16 protein-coding genes are annotated in these 24049 nt (G+C 51.5%); 9 read left to right on the plus strand and 7 right to left on the minus strand.

Going from position 1 to position 24049, the window contains the following annotated elements; genetic code table 11:
- Positions 1-178: 178 nt before the first annotated feature.
- On the minus strand, positions 179-1606 hold the full coding sequence (locus tag MKZ32_RS03045; RefSeq protein ID WP_239795918.1) for a glutamate synthase subunit beta: 1428 nt from the start codon (positions 1604-1606) through the stop codon (positions 179-181).
- The gene (locus tag MKZ32_RS03050; RefSeq protein WP_275584244.1) at positions 1607-6280 is read right to left on the minus strand and encodes a glutamate synthase-related protein; all 4674 of its coding nucleotides are present in this window, start codon (positions 6278-6280) and stop codon (positions 1607-1609) included. It abuts the gene before it with no gap.
- A gap of 476 nt (positions 6281-6756) precedes the next feature.
- On the opposite strand from MKZ32_RS03050, the gene MKZ32_RS03055 reads away from it, so the two are divergent.
- The 9 genes from MKZ32_RS03055 (at position 6757) to MKZ32_RS03095 (ending at position 14993) form a co-directional block, all read left to right on the plus strand.
- Positions 6757-7710 carry a HipA domain-containing protein gene (locus tag MKZ32_RS03055; RefSeq protein WP_239795919.1) on the plus strand — a complete coding sequence of 318 codons (954 nt, stop codon included), beginning with the start codon at positions 6757-6759 and terminating at the stop codon, positions 7708-7710.
- Positions 7707-8411 carry an HIRAN domain-containing protein gene (locus MKZ32_RS03060; RefSeq protein WP_239795920.1) on the plus strand — a complete coding sequence of 235 codons (705 nt, stop codon included), beginning with the start codon at positions 7707-7709 and terminating at the stop codon, positions 8409-8411. The genes MKZ32_RS03055 and MKZ32_RS03060 overlap by 4 nt, the downstream gene beginning before the upstream one ends.
- 260 nt (positions 8412-8671) lie before the next feature.
- On the plus strand, positions 8672-9307 hold the full coding sequence (gene gmk, locus MKZ32_RS03065; RefSeq protein WP_239795921.1) for a guanylate kinase: 636 nt from the start codon (positions 8672-8674) through the stop codon (positions 9305-9307).
- The gene (gene rpoZ / locus MKZ32_RS03070; protein WP_239795922.1) at positions 9295-9501 is read left to right on the plus strand and encodes a DNA-directed RNA polymerase subunit omega; all 207 of its coding nucleotides are present in this window, start codon (positions 9295-9297) and stop codon (positions 9499-9501) included. The genes gmk and rpoZ overlap by 13 nt, the downstream gene beginning before the upstream one ends.
- 324 nt (positions 9502-9825) lie before the next feature.
- Complete coding sequence (gene pabB / locus MKZ32_RS03075; protein ID WP_239795923.1) at positions 9826-11199, plus strand: aminodeoxychorismate synthase component I; 1374 nt, start codon at positions 9826-9828, stop codon at positions 11197-11199.
- Between the two features lie 152 nt (positions 11200-11351).
- A complete protein-coding gene (rpe, locus tag MKZ32_RS03080; protein WP_239795924.1) occupies positions 11352-12035 on the plus strand; it encodes a ribulose-phosphate 3-epimerase in 684 nt (227 codons plus the stop codon).
- Complete coding sequence (locus tag MKZ32_RS03085) at positions 12035-12721, plus strand: phosphoglycolate phosphatase (protein WP_239795925.1); 687 nt, start codon at positions 12035-12037, stop codon at positions 12719-12721. Before rpe ends, MKZ32_RS03085 begins: the two co-directional genes overlap by 1 nt.
- Positions 12722-12852: 131 nt before the next feature.
- A complete protein-coding gene (trpE, locus tag MKZ32_RS03090) occupies positions 12853-14352 on the plus strand; it encodes an anthranilate synthase component I (protein WP_239795926.1) in 1500 nt (499 codons plus the stop codon).
- A 107-nt stretch (positions 14353-14459) separates the two neighbouring features.
- Positions 14460-14993 carry a hypothetical protein gene (locus MKZ32_RS03095; RefSeq protein ID WP_239795927.1) on the plus strand — a complete coding sequence of 178 codons (534 nt, stop codon included), beginning with the start codon at positions 14460-14462 and terminating at the stop codon, positions 14991-14993.
- Positions 14994-15056: 63 nt separating this feature from the next.
- Here MKZ32_RS03095 and xth read toward each other — a convergent pair whose 3' ends face one another.
- From xth to MKZ32_RS03120, 5 genes are all read right to left on the minus strand, one after another.
- Positions 15057-15821: an exodeoxyribonuclease III gene (xth, locus tag MKZ32_RS03100; protein WP_239795928.1), complete on the minus strand. Its 765-nt coding sequence runs from the start codon at positions 15819-15821 to the stop codon at positions 15057-15059.
- A 111-nt stretch (positions 15822-15932) separates the two neighbouring features.
- Positions 15933-17414 carry a class I SAM-dependent DNA methyltransferase gene (locus MKZ32_RS03105; protein ID WP_239795929.1) on the minus strand — a complete coding sequence of 494 codons (1482 nt, stop codon included), beginning with the start codon at positions 17412-17414 and terminating at the stop codon, positions 15933-15935.
- Positions 17415-17613: 199 nt separating this feature from the next.
- Entirely contained in the window at positions 17614-19569 is a 1956-nt protein-coding gene (locus MKZ32_RS03110; RefSeq protein WP_239795930.1) for an RNA-binding domain-containing protein, read from the minus strand.
- Positions 19566-21104 (minus strand): restriction endonuclease subunit S, encoded by a 1539-nt coding sequence (locus MKZ32_RS03115; protein ID WP_239795931.1) that lies wholly within the window; start codon positions 21102-21104, stop codon positions 19566-19568. The genes MKZ32_RS03110 and MKZ32_RS03115 overlap by 4 nt, the downstream gene beginning before the upstream one ends.
- The gene (locus tag MKZ32_RS03120) at positions 21104-23905 is read right to left on the minus strand and encodes a type I restriction endonuclease subunit R (RefSeq protein WP_239795932.1); all 2802 of its coding nucleotides are present in this window, start codon (positions 23903-23905) and stop codon (positions 21104-21106) included. Before MKZ32_RS03120 ends, MKZ32_RS03115 begins: the two co-directional genes overlap by 1 nt.
- Positions 23906-24049 lie beyond the last annotated feature (144 nt).

A 24049-nucleotide genomic window follows, 5' to 3' on the forward strand; every position in this document is an offset into this window, starting at 1 on the left:
GATGAGAAGGGTTTTTGGGTGCCCAGGCGCGAGTGCAGTGAAGGCAATCCATATGTTCCATAGCACCGATTACTCTGAGCGTACCGGGTAGAACCCCCGGAATAGCTGCTATTAAGAGAAGTCAGCGCAGCTTGCTGATTGCAACCCGTCATTCAGCGCCTGATAGGGACAACTCAATTTAGAGCGGTAAACTGGAACTACCCATCAAATACTCATCCACTGCACGTGCAGCTTGGCGGCCTTCGCGTATTGCCCACACCACTAGCGACTGGCCGCGACGCATATCGCCAGCAGCGAAAACCTTATCCACCGATGTCTGATAATAGCCCGCTCCATCAGTGACAGCCTTGGCATTGCCGCGGCCATCTTTTTCAACGCCAAACGCTTCCAGGATTTGCGGCACCGGGCTGACGAAGCCCATAGCCAAAAGCACGAGATCGGCTTTCATCTCAATTTCGCTGCCCGGCACTTCCTGCATTTTTCCATCTTTCCATTCGACGCGCACGGCATGCAATTTTTCGACCTTGCCATTGTTGCCGGTTAATTCCTTGGTCGCCACAGCCCAATCACGGTGACAGCCTTCATCATGAGAGCTGGAAGTGCGTAGTTTCATTGGCCAGTAAGGCCAGATCAGCGGCTTATTCTCCTGCTCGGGCGGGCGCGGCATGACCTCAAACTGGGTCACCGAAGCTGCGCCTTGGCGGTTGGACGTACCTACACAGTCGGAACCAGTGTCGCCGCCGCCGATTACCACCACATGTTTGCCAGTCGCTTTAATCTGATCGGGCACCACGTCCCCCGCCACGACTCTGTTCTGTTGCGGCAGAAATTCCATTGCGAAGTGTACTCCTTGCAACTCGCGCCCTGGCACTGGCAAGTCGCGTGGCTGCTCAGCCCCACCCGTTAATACCACGGCGTCGAACTCGTCCTTCAATTTTTGTGCCGACACCTGCACGCCGATATGCTGCTCGACGCGGAATTCCACACCTTCGGCGCGCATCTGTTCTATGCGACGGTCAATGTGCGATTTTTCAAGTTTGAAGTCGGGAATGCCATAACGTAAAAGGCCACCAATTCGATCATTTTTCTCGAATACCACCACGTCATGCCCCACACGTGCTAATTGTTGCGCACAAGCTAAGCCAGCGGGGCCAGAGCCAACCACGGCAATCCTTTTGCCGGACTTGGTCTGTGCTGGTTGCGGCGTCACCCAGCCTTCTTCCCAGCCTTTATCGATAATGGCATGCTCGATTGATTTTATGCCTACCGCATCGTCATTAATGGTCAATGTGCAGGCCGCCTCACACGGTGCAGGACAAATACGTCCGGTGAATTCTGGAAAGTTGTTAGTAGAATGCAGCACGTCCAGCGCCTGCTTCCAGTTGCCGCGATAAACCAAATCATTCCAGTCCGGGATGATGTTATTAACCGGGCAACCTGTAGTACAAAATGGAATGCCACAGTCCATACAGCGCGAACCCTGCACGGAAGTCTGCTGGTCGCTCAGACGCGGTATGAATTCCTGATAATTTTTCAGGCGTTCCGCGACCGGCAAGCTGTGCTCGCTTAAGCGGCGAAATTCCATGAACCCGGTAATCTTACCCATTTATACAGCCTCCAATTGCTTGGTTTGTTCCGCCGCGACTTCCTGTAAGGCGCGGCGGTATTCAGTCGGCATGACCTTGACAAATTTCGGCAAGTAGCGCGCCCAATTATTTAGAATATCCTGAGCGCGGACACTGCTGGTATAGCGCAGGTGCGCACTCACCATGTCGTGCAAAACCTGTTCATCAGCCTTGCCGAGGTGGTTAAAATGCACCCGGCCATGTGTCTCGACTTCACCCAATTCGCTCGCAGCAGCCTCATCTGGCACCGGTTCCAGTTGCACCATCGCCAGATTGCAACGATGTTCGAAGCCGCCATCCTCATCCAGTACATAAGCAATGCCGCCGGACATGCCTGCTGCAAAATTGCGTCCGGTTTGACCGAGCACAACCACTATACCGCCGGTCATGTATTCGCAACCGTGATCGCCCAAGCCTTCCACTACTGCAATAGCGCCGGAATTGCGCACTGCGAAACGCTCGCCAGCCACCCCTCGGAAATAGCATTCGCCACTGGTCGCACCGTACAGCACGGTATTGCCCACGATGATATTTTCCTCGGCCACGATGTTGCATTCCTTGGGCGGTAGCACCACGATGCGCCCACCACATAACCCCTTGCCGACATAGTCATTGCCCTCTCCAGACAGCTCGAAGGTAATGCCATGCGCGAGAAAAGCGCCGAAGCTCTGCCCGGCCGTGCCTTGTAGTTTCACCGTAATAGTATCGTTCGGCAATCCCGCTTGACCATAACGTTTTGCCACTTCATGCGACAACATTGCACCGACGGTGCGGTTAACATTGCGAATGCGGCCTTCTATTGTTACCGGCAACTTGCTTTCCAACGCAGGCATGGCTTCGGCAATAAGCCGATGATCCAACGCCTGAGTCAGTCCATGATCCTGTTCTTCGGCATGGCGGCGCGCTACGCTAACTGGTACATCAGGCTGATGGAAAATTTTGGAGAAGTCCAGACCCTTGGCTTTCCAATGTTCAATGACATGTTTTGCGTCAAGCAATTCGCTACGACCGATCAGATCATCGAACTTGCGAATACCGATCTGCGCCATGTATTCGCGCACTTCTTCGGCCACAAAGAAAAAATAATTCACCACGTGCTCAGGCTGACCGGTGAATTTCTTGCGTAGTTTGGGGTCTTGCGTAGCCACGCCCACCGGGCAGGTGTTGAGATGGCATTTGCGCATCATGATGCAGCCCTCCACTACCAGTGGCGCTGTGGCAAAACCGAACTCATCCGCGCCGAGTAAGGCACCAATTAACACATCGCGCCCGGTCTTCAACTGGCCATCCACCTGCAAAACAATACGACCACGCAACCGGTTTAATACCAGCGTTTGCTGAGCTTCCGCCAGCCCCAGTTCCCACGGGGTGCCGGCATGCTTGATGGAAGACAAGGGCGAGGCGCCAGTGCCACCATCATGGCCAGCAACAGTTATATGATCCGCCTTGGCCTTGGCCACACCGGCCGCCACCGTACCAACGCCCACTTCCGATACCAGCTTGACCGAAATGGAGGCGCGCGGATTGGCGTTCTTCAGATCATGAATGAGCTGCGCCAGGTCTTCGATGGAATATATATCGTGATGCGGCGGCGGTGAAATCAACCCCACACCAGGTATGGCGAAACGCAGTTTAGCGATGTACTCTGACACCTTGTGACCGGGCAACTGACCGCCTTCACCGGGCTTTGCGCCCTGCGCCATCTTGATTTGAATTTGATCGGCGCTCGTCAAATATTCCGCTGTTACACCAAAGCGACCCGAGGCCACTTGTTTTATTTTGGAGCGCAATGAATCGCCTGGCAACAAAGTCAGATCAGCTTCAATGCGTCCCTTTCCTATAATTTCAGATAATTTTTCACCGCCTTTAATCGACTTGAAACGCATCGGGTCTTCACCGCCTTCGCCCGTGTTAGATTTCCCCCCGATACGGTTCATTGCAATGGCCAAAGCGGTGTGCGCCTCGGTGGAAATAGATCCAAGCGACATTGCTCCCGTAGCAAAACGTTTAACGATTTCTTTTGCCGGTTCGACCTCTGCCAGCGGCACGGGCGCGCCGGCGGGCTTGATCTCAAATAAGCCGCGCAATGTCTTCATGTGCTGAGTCTGATCGTTAATCAGCTTTGCGTATTCTTTGTATGTCTGCCCATTGTTGGAACGCGTGGCATGTTGCAGCTTGGCGACGACATCCGGCGTCCACATATGCTCTTCACCCCGCACACGATAGGCATATTCTCCTCCCGCTTCCAGCGCATTGGACAGCACCGGATCGTTGCCGAAAGCGGCTTGATGAATGCGCATTGCTTCCTCGGCTACTTCATGTAAGCCAATGCCTTCGATCTGGGTCGCCGTGCCGGTGAAATACTGCGATATAAAATCAGCGTTCAGGCCGATTGCCTCGAAAATCTGCCCGCCGCAATAAGACTGATAAGTGGAGATGCCCATTTTGGACATTACCTTGAGCAGCCCTTTGTTTATCGCCTTAATGAAACGCTTATTCGCATCCTTGTTCGATAGACCCGCAGGTAAATAATCGCTCATGGCAGCAATAGTTTCATAGGCCAGCCACGGGCATATCGCCTCAGCGCCATAACCGGCAAGTAGTGCGAAGTGATGGGTTTCACGCACAGAACCGGAGTCCACCACCAGTCCGGTGCTGGTGCGCAGCCCTTCGCGTACCAGATGATGGTGCACTCCTGCACAAGCCAGCAAAGCCGGAATCGCCACGCGTATACTTGAAATCGCACGGTCGGACAAAATCAGCACGTTGTAACCATCCGCCACCGCCTGATCGGCTGCGGCACTCAGCGCTTTGATCGCGCCCTCGCAACCCGCCGCGCCCTGTACCGCAGGATAAGTGATATCCAGCACCAGCGCTTTGTAACGTCCTTGTGTCAATGTGCTGATGTCGCGCAGCTTGGCTAAATCTTTATTGGACAGCACAGGCTGATGCACCTCAAGGCGCAGCGGCGGATCGGTCTCGTCGATACCGAGCAGATTGGGCTTTGGGCCAATAAACGAAGTAAGCGACATGACGATCTCTTCACGGATCGGATCGATAGGCGGGTTAGTCACCTGAGCGAAAAGCTGCTTGAAATAGCTGTACAGAACTTTGTTCTTATCTGACAACACAGGCAAAGTGGCATCATTACCCATAGAGCCAGTTGCTTCTTCCCCTGCGGCAGCCATGGGCGCAAGAATGAATTTGATGTCTTCCTGCGAATAGCCGAATGCCTGCTGAGTATCCAGCAGACTGGTGTCTAACAAGCTTTGCTTTATATCTACACTGGGCAGGTCGCCGAGGAAATAACGTGACTTCTCAATCCACTCGCGATACGGTTTTGCGGTAGCGAGCTGCTGCTTCAATTCGGTGTCATCTATAATACGGCCGGCTTCCAAATCGATGAGGAACATCTTGCCCGGTTGTAGCCGCCACTTTTTCACAATCTTGCTTTGCGGGATATCCAGCACACCCATTTCAGATGCCATCAACACCAAGTCATCATCTGTAATCAGATAGCGCGCTGGGCGCAGGCCGTTGCGATCCAGCGTCGCGCCGATCATGCGACCATCCGTGAAAGCCACGGCAGCGGGCCCATCCCACGGCTCCATCAACGCAGCATGGTATTCATAAAAAGCGCGGCGCTCTTCATCCATCAATGGGTTGCCTGCCCAGGCTTCAGGAATCAGCAGCATCATTGCGTGCGGCAGCGAATAACCGCCTGCCACCAGCAGTTCCAGTGCATTATCAAAACAGGCAGAATCAGATTGACCTTCTACAATTAACGGCCACAACTTTTCCAGATCTGCGCCCAGCAGCCTGGATGACATCGCTGCATGACGCGCTGTCATCCAGTTCACGTTACCGCGCAAGGTATTGATCTCGCCGTTGTGCGCAATCATGCGGAATGGATGCGCCAGATCCCAGGAGGGGAAAGTATTGGTGGAAAAACGTTGATGTACCAGCGCCAATGCGCTGACCATACTTTCATCTTGCAGATCGAGGTAATATTTGCCAACCTGATCGGCCAGCAACATACCCTTGTATACGATAGTACGCGCAGAAAACGAAGGTATGTAGAAACCCCGCCCTTGCTCATTGGACAGGCCGCGCACAGCGTGTTCTGCGGTCTTGCGAATGACAAACAACTTACGCTCGAAGCTGTCGACATCCGCGCAATTCGCACCGCACCCAATGAATACTTGACGTACCACTGGCTCAACCGCCTTAACACTCTCACCCAAGCTACTATTGTCCACTGGCACATCACGCCAGCCCAACAAAATTTGTCCTTCCGCAACAATTTTGTCGGCAATCACCTGCTCGCAGGCGGCACGTGCCGCCGTATCGCGCGGCAGGAACAACATACCCACCCCGTATTTGCCCGCCGCCGGCAGGGACATACCCTGTGCAGCGCATGCTTTACGCAAAAATGCATCTGGAATCTGGATCAGAATACCCGCACCATCTCCCGCCAAGGGGTCAGCGCCCACCGCGCCGCGATGAGTAAGATTTTTGAGTATCTGCAGGCCTTGACATATCATGTCATGGCTCTGCTTACCCTTAATATGCGCCACAAAGCCCACTCCGCAAGCATCGTGCTCATGGCGCGGGTCATACAAACCCTGCTGGACCGGCAACGAAGAATGACTCACACGTTGTTCCTCATTAAAAATCACTAACCCCAAAAAAAGTGGCGACACAAATCGCCACAGCGCTATCAATACAATCTATGTCTACAAAAAAATACAAGGCGAAAGGGCGGAAATATTACCTTGTCTCGGGACGAACAGCAACCTAGAACCTGTTCGAATATGAAATTCAGGCTAAACAGCGGTGTAATTCCACCAAGGACAAGACCAAGATACAGCTCCCTGAGTCATGTGTTTCGCTAACCATTACACTTCCTTTACACCCTGCAACATTATTATTAGGGATCTATAAAATCCGTATCTAACAACGTCTGTTGCGCAGCGGTTTTTGCCAATTTTTTGGATTCGCATATTCAGACATAATAAAAAGCTATCTGCATTAGGTGGCTTTTTTTTTATCTTTTTTGGTATGCTGTGCCCATAAATTGACCCATGCACTGAGCCACATATATTTAATTTTCAGACCTGTTAATTTTTAGATGCGTATTCAGCCATTGATTCAATCTTCGCTGTTTGATGTTGCCGATTGGCAGGTGGACTCCGAATTTGCTATCTTCCCCCAGGGCGCCCGTGCGAAAGAGGCAGTATTTGCGCCTAAGGCCCCTGCTGATCCAGTGATCGTCGGGGACAAACGATATTTATTTAAACGCTCAAAAAGATGTTACCCCGATCAATTTTGGGGAGAGGTCGTTGCTTATCGTATTGGGTGCTTGCTTGGAGTAGAAGTACCACCTGCTTTCGTTGCCTATAATTCGAGGACCGGCCATTGCGCCGCCTTAATTGAGTGGTTTTACACTGATGGGGTTGAATCGCTCATTATGGGGGGCGAGTTCCTCCAGCAAATTTTTCCAGATTTTGATCGTAAACACGGAACACACCATAATGTGATTGAAAACACTTGGCTTATGCGTTCCTTATCGCAGCAAAGTCTTGTAACCGATTGGATTCAGTGGTGGGTGCACGCACTGTTGTTTGATGCTTTAATTGGTAATACTGACCGTCATCAGGATAACTGGGGTTTGATCTTTAGTTTTTTTAATAACAAAGTAAAATGCAAGCTCACTCCATTATTTGACAATGGTACAAGTCTTGGTCACGAACGATTTCCAAATAAAGTAAAAAATTGGGAGGATATTGATATTGGGCAATATATTAATAATACTAAAGCATGCCATCATGTTAAATGGTCTAGGGAAATAAATGGACCTGTAATAAAAGGACATTTTGAATTATTAGAACGTGCTTTAGAGGAATGGCCTGAAATGCGAGAGGAAATTCGTACCAAACTGAATTTTTCTCTGGACGATATGTCCGAGGTAGTGAATAGCTTAAGTCAGATCAATGCTCCTGAGCCCTTCTCGCGTGATAGAATAACATTTGTGTTGCGCTTGCTGGCACACAGGTATAAACGATTAAAATCTCTGCTTTTATGAAGACGCTGAATCATATTATCGAGCCAGCACGCTTACTGCTTACATGGCAACCATTGGACGAGCAGTCCACATCGCGCACCCGCAGGATAGTTGGCGAGGTACGTAAGGCTTCAGATGACAATGTAACTTTCCATTACCTAAGGGATACCCCAGATTTTGAGGAGGCACGGAAGGCTGGCTTCGTAGGCTACCCATCTTTCAGTACTGGGCAGGACGAATTTAGGCAAGGGGTTATTCAATCACTGATGCGCCGTATTCCATCACGCCAGCGCGAAGATTTTTCAGAGTATCTTGCACAACACCGCTTACCCGCGCCGTTTGATTATTCTGATATGGCGTTGCTTGGATATACTGGCGCTCGTCTTCCCAGTGATGGTTTTGCTTTAATACCAGTTTTCCCCGCGGATAAAATACCTTGTGATTTTTTGATGGAGGTAGCTGGATTACGTTACGTTTACTTTCAAAGTATTAATAATATTCAGGTTGGAGATTTGGTTAGCTTTGAAATTGAGCCAGGAAATCCAGTTGATCCTGATGCCCTGGTCGTTATGCATAAAGGTCACCGTATTGGTTATGTCAATCGAGCCATGAAAAACAATTTCCATGGCTGGCTGCGAGACCATCATATTACAGCTACAGTCGAAAGAATTAATGGTAAGCCGGAGCGTCCACTTGTCTATGTTAGGGTAAGCGTTACTTAATTACACCAACCCCATACTTCCTAAAAATTAATTTTTAGGATTCATCTAAATGTTCAGCATTTGCATAACAGATCAATGATAGCCGGCGTTATTAGTATGTCAGACGTATACGTCGCAGCGAATTTGTTTGCATAACTTGAATTTTGGAAAGCACTGAATTTCAGAAGCTCCTGCCAGTTGATGATAAAATTAGATTGCGGTTTGCAGTGGAGTTTTGTGTTGAAATTGCTGATCAATGTTTAAAGATGCCTATACATAATATGCCAGGAAATCTCTTTGTCGTCAGTGCACCATCGGGTGCAGGAAAAACCAGCCTAGTCCGCTCGCTGCTAGCTAGCAACCAACAGGTTGATATATCTGTTTCCTACACTACGCGAGCGCCACGCCCAAGCGAGACTGATGGGGAAGACTATCATTTCGTAAGCTATGAAACCTTTTTGAATATGGAAAAGCATGGCGATTTTGTGGAGAACGCCGAGGTATATGGCAATCTTTATGGCACTTCAAAATCCTGGATTGAAGCTGAAATTTTGAGCGGGCGCGACATACTATTGGAAATTGATTGGCAGGGTGCGGCACAAGTACGACGCACATTTTCGGATTGCATCAGCATCTTCATTCTGCCCCCCTCGTTGCAAGCGCTGGAGAATCGCCTGAATGCGCGCGGACAAGATGACGCCAAAGTGATCGTACAACGTCTGCACGCTGCGAAAGAAGACATCGCTCATGTCGTAGAGTTTGACTATGTTATTATTAACGATGAGCTGGATGTTGCTTTGCAACAGCTCAATGCCATCGTAGTTGCTGCAGGACTTCGCCGCGACAGACAACTCGCACGCCAGCAAACTTTAATCAATCAACTGCAAAAAGGAGAAACTACATCATGGCCCGCGTAACGATAGACGACTGTTTGGTAAACATCCCCAACCGATTTGAGCTCACCTTGGCTGCCGCCTACCGCGCACGCCAGTTGGCCAATGGCGCCAGCTATCTAGTGGCAGAATGTAAAGATAAGCCTACTGTAATCGCCCTGCGCGAAATCAGCGAAGGCAAGGTAGGGCTGGAAATTCTCACGCGCGGAATAGCCTAGGTCTCACCGTTCCCAAGCCATTCGCACTTGCAACTGCAATAAATCTCAACTGCAACAGATAAGCGACCTGAACAAAAAGGTAAGAATGAGGAGGATTAGGTCGCGAAAGTTGATTTAATCGCTCCGCAAACTGCTAGTAGTAAATATTATTACGGGTCAGTTTTAATCCCTTAATCCTCTATATATGCATCCTGTTATTACTCAAACTCACTATACCCACTATCGCCTAAATAAAAATGGCTAGCTTGATCCTGCAATACGGGACTTGAGTTGATCGAGTAGTACTGTGAAGCGGCACAAGCCTTCCTCCTACCCCCAACACCGATGCTTTATAGCGCCTCCCTTCCTTATGCTGCCAATGCTGCCGCCTGCTTCGCGGTCATCGCGGATTTGCCTTGGGCGGTATGGCTGGACAGCGGTGGACGGGGGCGTTACGACATTCTATGCGCACAACCCATCGCCACGCTGGTCACACATGGCACCTACACGGAAATTACAAATGCAACCGGTGTGCAGCGTTCAGTCAGTGATCCATTTGACCTCTTGCGCCAGCAATTGGGTGTACCCGTCGCAGCAATACCGGGCATTCCCTTTTTGGGCGGTGCATTAGGTTACTGGGGTTACGATCTGGCGCGCCGCCTGTTTGCTTTACCCACACAGGCACAGGAAACTGAACATCTGCCGGACATGATGATTGGCATCTATGACTGGGCGATTGTGCTGGACCATCAGGAAAAGACTACACATCTGGTATCACAGCAACGCGAACGAGGAACAGAGCAAGTGTTGCCGCAAATTCTTGCGCGATTGCAACAGAACAGCAACGCGCCTCAGGAAAAATTCAAGGTACACGGCCGCATTCAGTCGAATTTTACCCGCGCGGGGTATAAATCCGCATTTGATGTCATACAACGCTACTTGCACGCGGGTGATTGTTATCAAGTCAATTTGGCGCAACGCTATGCAGCACGCGCTTCCGGTGATTCGCTACAAGCATATCTCGAATTGCGCCGCCTGAGCCCGGCACCTTATTCCGCTTTTCTCAATTTTCCGCAGGTGCAAATTCTATGCGCCTCGCCGGAACGATTTTTGCAAGTACAGCAGGGGCGCGTCGAAACCAATCCGATCAAAGGCACGCGCCCACGTCTAAACAATCCGCACGAGGATACGAAGATGGCGCAAGAGCTGGGCCATAGCGACAAAGACCGCGCGGAGAATCTAATGATTGTTGATTTGCTGCGTAACGACCTGGGCAAGAGTTGTGTACCTGGTTCAGTGCAAGTACCTAAGCTGTTCGAACTGGAGAGCTTTGCCCAAGTACATCATCTGGTAAGCACCGTCACTGGTCAGCTTGCGCCGGGACGCGATGCGCTGGCGTTGTTACGCGATTGTTTCCCCGGTGGCTCTGTAACTGGCGCGCCTAAACAACGCGCTATGCAGATCATCGAACAATTGGAGCCGCATCGACGCGGGGTATATTGCGGTGTGATTGGTTACATCGGTTTTGATGGCAACATGGATAGCAACATCACTATCCGTACTTTGGTATTCGCCGATGGCGAAATCCGTTTTTGGGCGGGTGGCGGGATCGTAGCGGATTCCGACGCAGATGCAGAATACCAAGAGACGTTAGACAAAGCGGCAGCAATGCTGAATATTTTGCAACAGTATGGCGGTGAATATGAGCGAGAAGCATAGCGCTCAGCAATTTACTTTTATACTGAAGCATCATAGTAACAATAGTCGGATAACATGATAAAAGCAGTGAACTGACTACTGTTGGATTTATTCATCGGGAAAGTTTCGGGTAGAATGCGCGCTTCAAATTCAAACTTGTTAAAGGCGTCGCCATGTACAAAATTGCACCTAGCATTCTTTCCGCCAATTTCGCCAAGCTCGGTGAAGAAGTCATCAATGTCATTGCCTCCGGCGCGGATATTATCCACTTCGATGTGATGGACAACCATTACGTCCCCAACCTGACCATTGGTCCGTTAGTGTGCTCTGCCATTCGTCCGCTTACCCAAGCAGAAATCGATGTGCACCTGATGGTCAAACCGGTGGACCGTATCATCCCGGATTTTGCCAAAGCCGGCGCCAATATTATCTCGTTTCACCCGGAAGCGTCCGAGCACATCGACCGCACTCTCAGCCTGATCAAGGAAAACGGCTGTAAGGCCGGGCTAGTATTCAATCCTGGCACACCATTGAGCTATCTTGACCATGTCATGGACAAAATCGACCTGATCCTGATTATGTCAGTGAACCCCGGTTTTGGCGGCCAGAAATTTATCCCCGACGCGCTGAACAAGTTGCGCACCGCGCGACAAAAGATTAATGAAAGCGGACGCGACATCATGCTGGAAATCGACGGCGGTGTGAACACCAGCAATATTGCGGAAATTGCTGCTGCGGGTTGCGATACCTTCGTTGCCGGCTCCGCTGTGTATGGTGCAGGCAAGGACACGGATCCGCACCGCTATGATTCCATCATCGCCGCTTTGCGCGCCGAACTAGCCAAAGTAAGCAAATAATGGTGCGAGCACATTTTCCACTGAGCATCTCCGCTATCCTCATAGATCTGGATGGCACGTTACTCCACACTGCACCTGAACTGGTGGCCTCCGCTAATTGCATGTTGCGTGACCTGGGTCGTCCTGCCGTGTCACAAGATTTGTTGACAAGCTATATCGGTAATGGGGTCAGTTGGCTGGTGAAACGCGCGCTGACCGGTGACATGCATGCCGAGCCGGATGCAAATCTATATGAACAGGCGCTGCCGATTTTCGAACAGCACTACAATGAGCTGCTATTACAGAGTAAACCGTTTGAGGGAGTGATTGCCGGGCTGGACGCTATGCAGGCGGCCGGGTTCCGCCTAGGCTGCATTACCAACAAGGTAAAACGCTACACTGAGCCCCTGCTTGAGGGTTTAGGACTCGCACATTATTTTGAGATCGTGCTGTCCGGCGATAGCCTGCCGGAAAAAAAACCACATCCGCTGCCGCTACTGCATGCCGCGAAGTTTTTCGGCGTTCCGGTGGAGCAAGTGCTGCTGATCGGCGATTCACTCAATGACTCGGTTGCGGCGCGCGCCGCTGGTTGTCCCATAGTGTGTGTGCCCTACGGCTACAATCACGGCGAGCCGGTGGATACATTGGATCTGGACGCTGTGATTGACACGCTGCCAGATGTGATCAAGCTGATTCAAAAAGCATAACCTGATGACACACGAAAATTTCAAAATCTGGAGAGAAACTACTGCATGGCGATGGTGATCACCACTCCATTCGGTGTGGTTGCCCCGTTTTAGTGCTGCCGTCTTCCCATTTTTTGAGTTAGGAGCAATTTGTGTTGAATCCCATTTCTGAACAAGCTTTCGATCAACTTGCCGAGCAAGGATATAACCGCATTCCGCTGGTGGCAGAGACCTTTGCTGATCTGGATACGCCACTGTCGCTGTATCTTAAGCTCGCCAACAAACCTTATTCCTATCTGCTGGAATCAGTGCAGGGTGGTGAACGCTTCGGTCGGTATTCCTTTATCGGACTGCCCGCCGATACACGCATTACGGTGCGCGGTAAGCACATTACGCTAACCACTCCGACTGGCGAAACCGTCCAAAATGCAGACAATCCGCTGGATTTCATCAAGGACTACCAGTCGCGTTTCAAAGTCGCGCCGCTGTCCGGCCTGCCGCGTTTTACCGGCGGGCTGGCTGGTTATTTCGGCTATGACACCGTACGCTATATCGAGCCACGTCTGGCCAAAACGCAAAAACAGGATGTGCTCGGCACGCCAGATATACTGCTAATGCTCACCGAGCAGCTGGCGGTAGTGGACAATCTGTCCGGCAAGCTCTTTTTCATTGTACATGCCAATCCGGAACTGCCCAATGCGTATGTATTGGCACGGCAGCGCCTGCAAGAACTGGCCCAGTTGCTGCGCCAACCAGTTGAAATACCATGTGCCCCGCAATTCCCCCCCCAGGAGGCCATATCTGAGTTCGGTGAGGAAGCCTACAAACAGGCCGTAGATAAGGCCAAGCGCTATATTTTTGATGGCGATATCATGCAGGTTGTACCTTCGCAGCGCATGAGCCAGCCATTCCCTGCTTCACCGCTCAACCTTTACCGGGTGCTACGTTCCATCAATCCCTCACCCTACATGTTCTATTACGACATGGGCGACCATCATGTGGTTGGTGCTTCACCTGAAATTCTGGTGCGACTGGAAGGTGACAACGTGACCGTGCGCCCCATCGCCGGCACCCGTCCACGCGGTAAGACACCGCAACAGGATATCCAATTGGCGCAAGAGCTGCTGGCCGATCCGAAGGAGCTGGCGGAACACCTGATGCTCATAGACCTCGGGCGTAATGACGTTGGCCGCGTCGCACAACAGGGCACGGTGAAGCTCACCGAGAAAATGGTAATTGAGCGGTATTCGCACGTGATGCACATTGTGTCCAATGTTGAAGGCACGCTCAAACCGGGGCTGGCTGCGATTGAGGTATTAAAAGCCACCTTCCCGGCTGGCACGGTGAGCGGCGCACCCAAAGTACGCGCGATGGAAATCATCGACGAACTAGAGCCTTTCAAGCGTGGCATCTATGCGGGCGCGGTCGGTTATCTGGGCTTCAATGGCGACATGGATCTTGCCATTGCCATCCGCACTGCCGTGATTAAAGCAGGTATTCTTTATGTCCAATCCGGGGGAGGCTTAGTAGCCGACTCAGTACCGGCTAGCGAATGGACAGAAACACAGAATAAAGCACGTGCAGTGCTGCGTGCTGCCGAGATGGTTCTAGCTGGACTGGATAATGCTGAAGAAACAGGAATTGGCTTATAGCTTGCGCGGCAGAAATTTACGTTTTTCAATAACAAGATTGGACTTGTGCTGCCCGGCTTCTAAATTACGTTGGGCACCATGTACCAGTTTCCAGACAATTTGAACTTATGGACGACAAGCTACTTAAAAAATTCCTTGAATACGCCAGCACCGACGAGGCCTTTGCAGTTCTCTTTGTGAAGAAGCATCTCGCTCAGGCAAAAGGGCACTGGGTAGATATTGTCGATTGCCAACGCTACGAGATGTCGTCGGATAATTTGCATTTCCGATTCGTCGTTGGCGGCCTGTATAAGAGAAAAATACAACCGCAGTATCCATCCCAAACCGCATTCACCATTGATGACGAATTTGATGAGCGCGCGTATTACTTGATGATACGAGCCATAACATGGGAAACAGCACACAAGGACATAGAGCAGCAGAAGTCAAAGAAAGTGGCGGCGTCAAAATTCAAGATAACAGGCGTGAGCTACGATAAAAATCGAGACAACAAGAATTATTTTCGAGATGATGCGCCACTGGAGATAAAGGCTCTTGCAAATAACCTTTACGACCGTACAAACCCACTGTGGGGCAAGGCCATGCAATACGTCAGTGAGCCGGAGTTTTTTTATAAGATCAAACAGGTATCCATCATCTAGCATGGTGTCCAATCCATCATTCCACCGGACGCTGCGCGATAAAGCCGCGCATCACCGGTGAATTCAGACGATATCCGCCACTACCGGCACATGATCTGATGGACGCTCCAACTTTCGTAGCGAGCGGTCTATTGAACAGGCAGTGCAATTCGGTACTAGCGCCTCACTCACCAAAATGTGGTCAATGCGCAATCCCATATTGCGGCGGAAGGCCATCATGCGGTAATCCCACCAGGTATAGGATTTCTCCGGCTGCTCGAACAGGCGGAAACTATCGCGCAGCCCAAGTTGTTCGAGCGCTCTGAATGCCGCGCGCTCAGGCTCGCTCACCAGCACATTGCCTACCCATGCCTGAGGATCATGCACATCACGGTCTTCGGGTGCGATGTTGTAATCGCCAAGGAGCACAAGTTTAGGGTAACGAACCAACTCGTCTTTTAACCAATTCTGCAAAGCGGTCAGCCACGCCAATTTGTATTGATATTTGTCTGAATCAATACTCTGACCATTCGGCACATAAACGCATACCACACGCACGCCGTTGAGCGTGGCAGCAATCACGCGCCTTTGCTCATCCGGAAAATTCGGCAGGCCATACATTACATCTTCAGGCACAGTCTTGCTGATAATGGCTACCCCGTTATAGGTCTTCTGTCCGCTAAATACAGCTTGATAGCCAGCCTGTTGTAACTCTGCCAGGGGAAATTTACTATCCTCTTGCTTGGTTTCCTGCAAACACAGCGCATCCGGCTGATTAACAGCTAGCCAGTCCAATGTATGAGGCAGACGCACCTTAAGGGAGTTCACATTCCAGGTCGCAATTTTCATACAGTTTTAAATATATTGATTAAGTTGAAATTAATTTTCACACGCATATTGTATGGGATTTTATGTGGGATATTGTCACGTGCATTGCAACACCTTGGTGCAATTTGCTCACTATAACGCCGCCGCAATTTCTCTGAAACTGTTCAACCCCGCCTCCAGGTTGTCGATGATCTCTAATGCCAGTTCATCCGGCTCGGGCAAGTTGTCCAGATCGGCAAGGCTCTTATCCTTTAACCAGAAAATATCCAGACTGGTTTTGTCGCGCGCGAGGATTTGCTCGTAGCTGAATTTTCGCCAGCGGCCTTCTAGATTGTTCTGCTCATTCCAGCTTTCCTTGCGTTCATGGCGGTTTGGCGGGTTGTAGCAGGCAATGAACTCCTGCAAATCCTCGAAGCGTAGTGGCTTCTTTTTCAGCGTGTGGTGAATGTTGGTGCGATAGTCGTAGTACCACACCGTTTTCGTCCACGGCTCTTTACTCGCCGCACGGTTGTCGAAGAACAGCACATTCGCCTTCACACCGTTGGCGTAAAAAATACCGGTGGGTAGCCGCAATATGGTATGCAGCTCGGTGGTTTCCAGCAACTTCTTGCGCACCGTCTCACCCGCGCCGCCTTCGAACAACACATTGTCCGGAACGACTACTGCTGCGCGCCCGGTGGTTTTCAGCATGGTGCGGATGTGTTGCACAAAATTGAGCTGCTTGTTGGAAGTCGTCGCCCAGAAATCCTGCCGGTTGTAAGTTAGGTCATCTTTCTCTTGCTCGCCTTCATCATTCGTAAAGCTCATCGAGCTCTTTTTTCCGAATGGCGGATTCGCCAGCACGTAGTCGTAACGTTTGCCACTGTCAGCTACTAATGCATCGTTCGGCGACACCATGCTCTCTCCGTCGATTTCGCCGATGTTGTGCAAGAACATGTTCATCAAGGCCAGACGGCGTGTGCCCGCTACAATCTCATTGCCATTGAAAGTATCTTGTTTGAGAAACTTCTTTTGCGTCTTGTCGAGCTGATAGTTTTTCGGGGTGGTAAGAAAATCATAGGCCGCCAGAAAAAATCCGCCCGTGCCGCAGGCCGGATCGGCGATGGTCTTGTTCGGCTCAGGCCGCACGCATTCCACCATCGCTTTGATCAACGCACGCGGCGTGAAGTATTGCCCCGCGCCGGATTTGGTATCTTCCGCGTTGCGTTCCAGCAAGCCCTCGTAGATGTCGCCCTTCACATCCGCGCCCATCGTCACCCATTCCGTTTCGTCCACCATCGCAATCAGGCGAAACAGTTTGGCGGGGTCTTGAATCTTGTTCTGTGCCTTGGTGAAAATCGTCCCCAGCATCCCCGACTTGTTGCCCAGCTCACGCAACAGCGTCACGTAATGCACCTCCAGTTCCGCACCACGCTTGGCCTTCAGACTCTGCCAGTTGAATTCAGCGGGAATGCCCACCTTGCGGTTGTATGGCGGCTGGCTGTATTCGTCCGCCATTTTTAGAAAGATCAGATAAGTAAGCTGCTCCAGATAATCGCCATAGCCCACCCCGTCGTCGCGCAACGTGGTGCAAAAACTCCAGACCTTGGAAACGATGGATGCGGTTGCGTTCATGCTTTAGCCCTGAATCAAGTTTTGTTTATGTGCGGGGTTCTTAACGATCTAAACCCGAGTGTGATGTCTCCGACATTCAAGTCGGAGACATCAGGCAACTGAATGTTTTATAGAGGCTTTGCCCACAATCAATTGGGCAGCAGTCCGCTCCCTAATTCGACATTTGTTATTACCCTCTCTATTGCTCTTTCTTTTTCCATCACATTGCCTGCTTCGATGATGAACTGACAGCCATATAAGCTTGCTTTGGATTGCTGCTTGAAGCAAAGGCAGGAATTAACAATTTGGCTGCTACCATCGGGGTCAGTGTCCGCTTGAGCAAGTCATCCGCGTTTCGTTCCAGCAAGCATGCCAACACCCGCCTACCAAGATAACGCCTATCACACAAGGCAAGAATGGTCTGCTTCAAAAGCTCTGGAGGAACGCGGGGTTTAGCCCTGATCGGTTCTGCCAGCGCCAACAACTCCGATTGAAGTTCTGGCGGCAGATCATTCCATTCCAGGTACTGAGGTGGAAGCTCTGGAGGTATAGCTCCGAGCTCTGGAGGTATGGTGTTTAGCTCTGGAGGTACCGAGCCAAGCTCTGGAGGTATGGTGCGGCTCCCTGCTATACCCGCCACCCCCATCCTCAGGTCAAAAAGTGCATCTTCGCGTTGCTTCTGCCACGGCAAGAAGTAGACCATCCCCCTGCCTGTTCCATCCGAAGCAAGAAGGTTGTCCCGCACCAAGTGCGCCAGAATCTTCGAAAGGTCTGCGGGGTGCTCAATACATATTTCCCGTAGCCGGGCATGACTTACCACGCCTTCCGTACTGGCCGTAATCAAAGCAAGCCGCTCGGGCTCGGAAAGCGCATGGAATTTTTCACCAAGATAAGCTTCCAGCTCGGCAATCGCCTCTTCAGGCACCAGGCTGCTCATTCGCAATTCCATCAAAGTTTGTTCAGGATCACGAACCTCATAGAGAACCGGGCGCCGCCAGTGTCGATTCGCCCAGTTGTTATATATTTTTGGAATGCCCGATCCTGCATGGTCGCCGTAACCCACCAGCTGGAACATGGTTTGCAGCCGACGATTACGGCAATCGCTATTGCCACCATGAATCGCTAACTCGGGTGATATACGCATTAGCCCCGGATTACGAAAGCCGAACATGTCTGGTCGCTTCACCACAAGCACAGATACACGACCTGTAAAATCAGCATGAATCAAGGTATTGACCAAGGCTTCACGCAAAGCTTCATGCACGGGCGTATCCTCAACCCGCTGACCATTCTGAAGCTGGAAGGGCACTTTCAGATCAGAGGTCAACTTTTGATACACCTTACGGAAAAAATCGTAGATATTCCCGGACCAACCGCCATCAGGCACTAACCGATCAACCCAGCGTTTTTCCGCCTTGGCTTCTGGACGCTCCTGATAATCGACCATGTAACGCGGTAAAGCATCACGAATAACTTCGGCCCGGCCAAACATCAACAATCCCGCCAAACGTATACCCGAATAGCCTTCTTCGCGATTTTTACCGTATGCGCCAATCTTCTCCAAAAATTCTGTTACAGGCAAATCAGCCCAGACGTGGCCGGGCTTGACCGCCGCAAAACGGTTCCGATAAGCGGCCACCGTTTCCATATCAAGGTCGGAAAAATCGAATCCTTTCAGAATTCGCTCGTCACGTGAATCTTCCACACGCTCGGCAAGCATGCGGCGTACCGTTTCATCATCGGCCAGATAATCCCCCTCGTAGCGGCGCAAATAGGTACCGCCCAGGGGATTGCTGCCGATATACACCGGCTTCGATTGACGCGAAGCACGTGGTACCTGAATGCGCAGTACCGTTTTTCCGTCGATCTCGACGGACTGAATATCTTCCTCGTCCAATAAATTGACGCTGACCTGTTTCCGGTTATGCAGGTTATCCCATAAAGCCTTGCGCACACGTTCAATCTCGGCCAGCCCCAGTGCCTGGAAACTGCCCTGAGGTTTTTCCTGAACGCCAAGCAAAATGATGCCACCATCGGCATTCGCCATCGCGCTGTAGCTTTTCCAGAAATCCTCAGGTAGTTCTCCGCGCCCGTCACGACCTTGCGCTGCCTTGCATTCCAGATCGTAAGCTTCGGCAAGGCCAGGCAAGTCAAGACTGTTTAATTTTTCGTTCATAGGCGGATTTTAACGCGTGAGGGTTTTGCCGTCTCTTTGCTCGCAGCCCGTTCCGCCCTGATGCTCGCCAACAACACCGATGCTGGTTCCTCGTGCGGGTCTTGCGGCACCAGTTGGCCGGAGAAGGCTTTTTTCAGGATGGACTGGCGCAGGGCTTCGGCTTGCTGCAAAGAGGTGATGATGGTTAGTTCGAGTTGGTCAACTTCGGACAAGCGGGCTTCGATTTCAGCAATGATAACTCGTTGTTCTGCGTCACTGCACACAGGAATAACAACGTTCTTTAGTTGCGTTGTGTTAATGCGCGGCCTGCCTACGCCATGAATTAGAGATTCAAGTTGTTTGTATACATGCCTCGTTGACAAGAACAGCACAACAAAGACATTGCCCAATGTCTCGCCAGAGAAGCGCACGCAAAAACAATCTGCTTTATTGATTGCCTTTGTAATGCTTGGTGGCACCAAAGCAACGCGAACATTCTCAATGATGAATGACGAGAAAACGATATCTCCTGATGTCACTGTATGCCGTTTGAGCAACTCGTACTTTTCCTCTGTAATGTATGACTCTTTTTCTTCGATAAACTTAAGAGCACCAATATTTTCAAGGCGAATAACTCGCACACCGCTATCAACATAATCACTGCTTTTAAGGTTTGAACCAAACGGGCCATCTGATACGTCTACATTCGTATTTCCAAGACGAGTCCACCCCCACCCATCCGGCAGTTCGGGCAATTCGGCCAATTCTTCGGCGGTGAGCGGTGGCAGGGGTTTCGGGACTTTTGGTTTGCTGCCTTGCCTGCCGGAGGCTTCCCAGTTGGCGAGTTGTTGCTGGTGGCGTTGCGCGCGCTCTCGCTGGATGCGCTTCTGCAAGACATCGGCGGCTTCCAGTTTGTGCTGATTCTCCGCGCGCCACTGCGCTGTGAGCTTGCCCTCGAAGGCGTGTTTCAGCAGGGCTTGGCGATACACCTTGAGCTGCGCGCGGCCGGTCTTCAGGTTTTCGATGCCCTTGTCCAGCTCGGAAAACAGCTCCTCGATTTTGGCGACGATGCGGCGTTGTTCCTTTGTTGGTGGTAGCGGCACTGGCAACATGCTAAAAGATGTACCAGAGATTTCCTTAAACGTTGTACCCGTAGCTTTTGATTCAGCTAACTGCTTTGCGCTTTTAAAGTAGTAATAGATGTACTCATTGAGAATACCTTGAGCCGGAACAAGGCTCTTGAAGCCTTGATTCGTAGTCATATCACAGGAGCTTATTACGGTATAACCAATTGGTGCTCTCGACGAAAAATGAACACTACCCGCTGGCATGATGGTGGCGGAACTCTTTTTCAAACCCTCCTGAGTGATGGACTTCGCACCTTTAGAGATGCATTTATTGCTATACCTGGTGAGGTCTGAAGGTGAAATCCAACTAATATTCCCACCCCAATAGGAATTCTCTTTTGTGGATGGCGTGCCTCCAGAAACAATCTTGCCAAGATCAGCAATAGTTACCTGCACCCAATTTTTGGGCAGATTCGATACATCACTCATTACGCCACCAGCACTTCATTCAATTCATCCAGCAGCGACTCCATCTTCGCACCAAACAACTGATACATTTTGCCCAGCCCACCCTGTCCGTCGAACGGCGACATTTCCAGATCGTCGCGCTCAATGTGGAAGGAGTTGGCGACGTGGTTGCGGATCATGCGTAGCCAGTCCATTTGTTCTTCGTTGAATTTTTCACTGCCGCCGGAGTGGTGTTTCATCACCCAGTTCTGGAAGTTGCGGCGCACGGTGTCGTCGAAGGTGGCGAGCCTGGCATCCATGCCGCACACGCGGCGGATCAGCGCGACCAATGCTGTCAGCTCGCTGATGGGTTGCGCGCCTTTGTAGTCGTCCAACTGGCGGTAGGCTTGCCACACGCGCAACGGGGCGAGTTTGGGATTGTCGGATTTGAGTTTGTCCAGCACCTGGCGGATCAGGTCGAAACTGAGTTCGCGCCTTCTGTGGGGCTGGCTGAAGAAAATGGTGAGTGCGGCGATGTTGTCCTGATTCGATTTCAGGTAATCGGCGAATTCATCGGTGAGGGCTTGCGCGTTATTGGCGGCGTCTTTGTCCCATTCGGCTCGCATCAGGCTGTCGAGATTGTCATGGTCTATGGTTTGTTCCTTGTCGCGGCGGATGGTGTCGATGAGTTCAACCAGTTCGCCATTCAACACTTTTGCGGCTTCGCTCACCAATTGCTGTTGCGCCTGTGATCGCTTGTCGTCGCCGGGGTCGGTGCCAATAGGCTGTCCGGCCAGCTTCAGCGCGCGGGCTTCGATGTTGTCGGCATCAATCGCGCCAAACAGCTTGCCGACGAGATGGCTGAGCTCCAGGCCTCCGGCAGTCTCGCGGATGCGGCGCTGGTCATCGACATCCAGTTGCTTGTTGAGCCGCGCCAAGCGTCCGGCGAGCGAACTCACCGTGTCTTCATCGGTCGCGCCCATCATCACCTGCATCGCCAAATCCTTGAGCGGCACGGTGGGTTTGGTGATAAGCGGCTGGCTGGCGGTCTTGAGTGATTTGGTTACGCCGATTGCATCGACGATGACATAGTGGGTCTTGGCGCTGACAGCGGAGGGGGTGACTTTTTTCAGGTCGTCCATGTCCAGTGTGCGCGTGCCCCGGCCTTTCATTTGCTCGAAGTAGTTGCGACTTTTTACGTCGCGCATGAATAGCAAACATTCCAGCGGCTTCACATCCGTGCCGGTGGCGATCATGTCCACGGTGACGGCGATGCGCGGGTAATAGGCGTTGCGAAAATCCGCCAGTACCGACTTGGGGTCTTCCTCGATCTTGTAGGTGAGCTTTTTGCAGAAGGCGTTGCCCTCGCCGAACTCTTCGCGCACGGCCTGGATAATGTCGTCCGCGTGGCTGTCGGTCTTGGCAAAGATCAGCGTCTTGGGCACTTCGGTGCGGCCCGGAAAAATTTCCGGCAGCTTATCGCGGAAGGTGCGGATGACGGTGCGGATTTGGTCCGGGTTGACGATGTTGCGGTCGAGCTGGGTGGCGGAATAGGCTTCGTCTTCGTCCTGCTGTTCCCAGCGTTTTTTGCGCGTGAGTTTTTCGCGGCGTTGCACCTGCACCTGCGCGGGGATGACGCCGCCCTGCTGGCTGATCTGCGTTTCGATCACATACACTTCATTGCCGACGTTGACGCCATCGGCTACGGCTTTTTCGTGGCTGTAGTCGCTGACCACGTTCTTCTTGAAGAAGCCGTAGGTGCGGTTGTCCGGCGTGGCGGTGAGGCCGATCAGGCTGGCATCGAAATAGTCGATCACTTGCAGCCACAGGTTGTAGATGGAGCGGTGGCATTCGTCAATAAAGATGAAGTCGAAAAACTCCGGCGGGATTTTTTCGTTGTAGACCACGGGTAAAGGCTCTTTGCCCAGCTTTAGTTCGGCGGGATTGATCTCTTCGGTGGCCTCGTCCAGCTCTTTATCCTTGAGGATGGCATATAGGCGCTGGATAGTGCTGATGCACACCTGGCCATCCTTGGCGACGAAGGAATTTTTCAGCCGTTGCACGTTGTACAGCTCGGTGAACTTGCGGTTGTCGTCGATGGGCACGTAGGACATCATTTCCTGCTCAGTCTGTTCGCCGAGGTTTTTGGTGTCCACCAGAAACAGGATGCGTTTACCCTGAGCGTGCTTGAGCAGGCGATACATCGAGGTGATCGCGGTGTAGGTCTTGCCCGCACCGGTTGCCATTTGAATCAAGGCACGCGGACGGTCGGCCTTGAACGATTCTTCCAGATTGGTGATGGCGGTTTCCTGGCAATCGCGCAGGCGCAGCTCCTTAGCGGGAAGCTGGTTTGGGTTGAGCGTTGGAATGTGCTGTAAACGTTCACGCAATGAATCACCTTGTGACAGCCATTCCTTGAGTGTTTCTGGACGGTGAAAACTGAACACCTCGCGCGAACGCGGCTTGGGATCGCGACCATCGGTGAAGCGGGTGATGATGCCAGTGCTCTCGTAGAGGAAGGGCAATGGCTTCTTGTTATTGACCCACTTCAGCTTGGCCGTTGCGTATCCTTCGGTTTGGGTTTCATGGGCAGTAAGTCGCTGGCCTTCTTCTTCACGTTTGGCTTCAATTACACCCACTGCTTTTTTGTTCACGAATAACACATAGTCCGCTGGTCCCATATCGGTCTGATATTCGCGCACTGCCTGGCCCAATCCAACGTTCAGGTCGATCTTCTTGGCGTGCTGAACAATCCACCCCGCTTGCTTGAGCAGCGCATCGATGGTGTCGCGGGCTTTTTGTTCGGGGTTTTGGTTTTCGGTCATTGCAAAAATAACTTTCACCGATTGAGGCAACGTTATGAGGAATTTTGTTCATCCTGAGGATAGAAGTCAGCTATATCAGCTACGCGCGGCTTCCTTACCTGTATTGTAAAACCATTAAGATAGTTTTATTACAGCGCCTATAGCTGCCAAGTCACTTGTGAC

It is taken from the genome of Candidatus Nitrotoga arctica, assembly GCF_918378365.1.
GTDB classification, from domain to species: domain Bacteria; phylum Pseudomonadota; class Gammaproteobacteria; order Burkholderiales; family Gallionellaceae; genus Nitrotoga; species Nitrotoga arctica.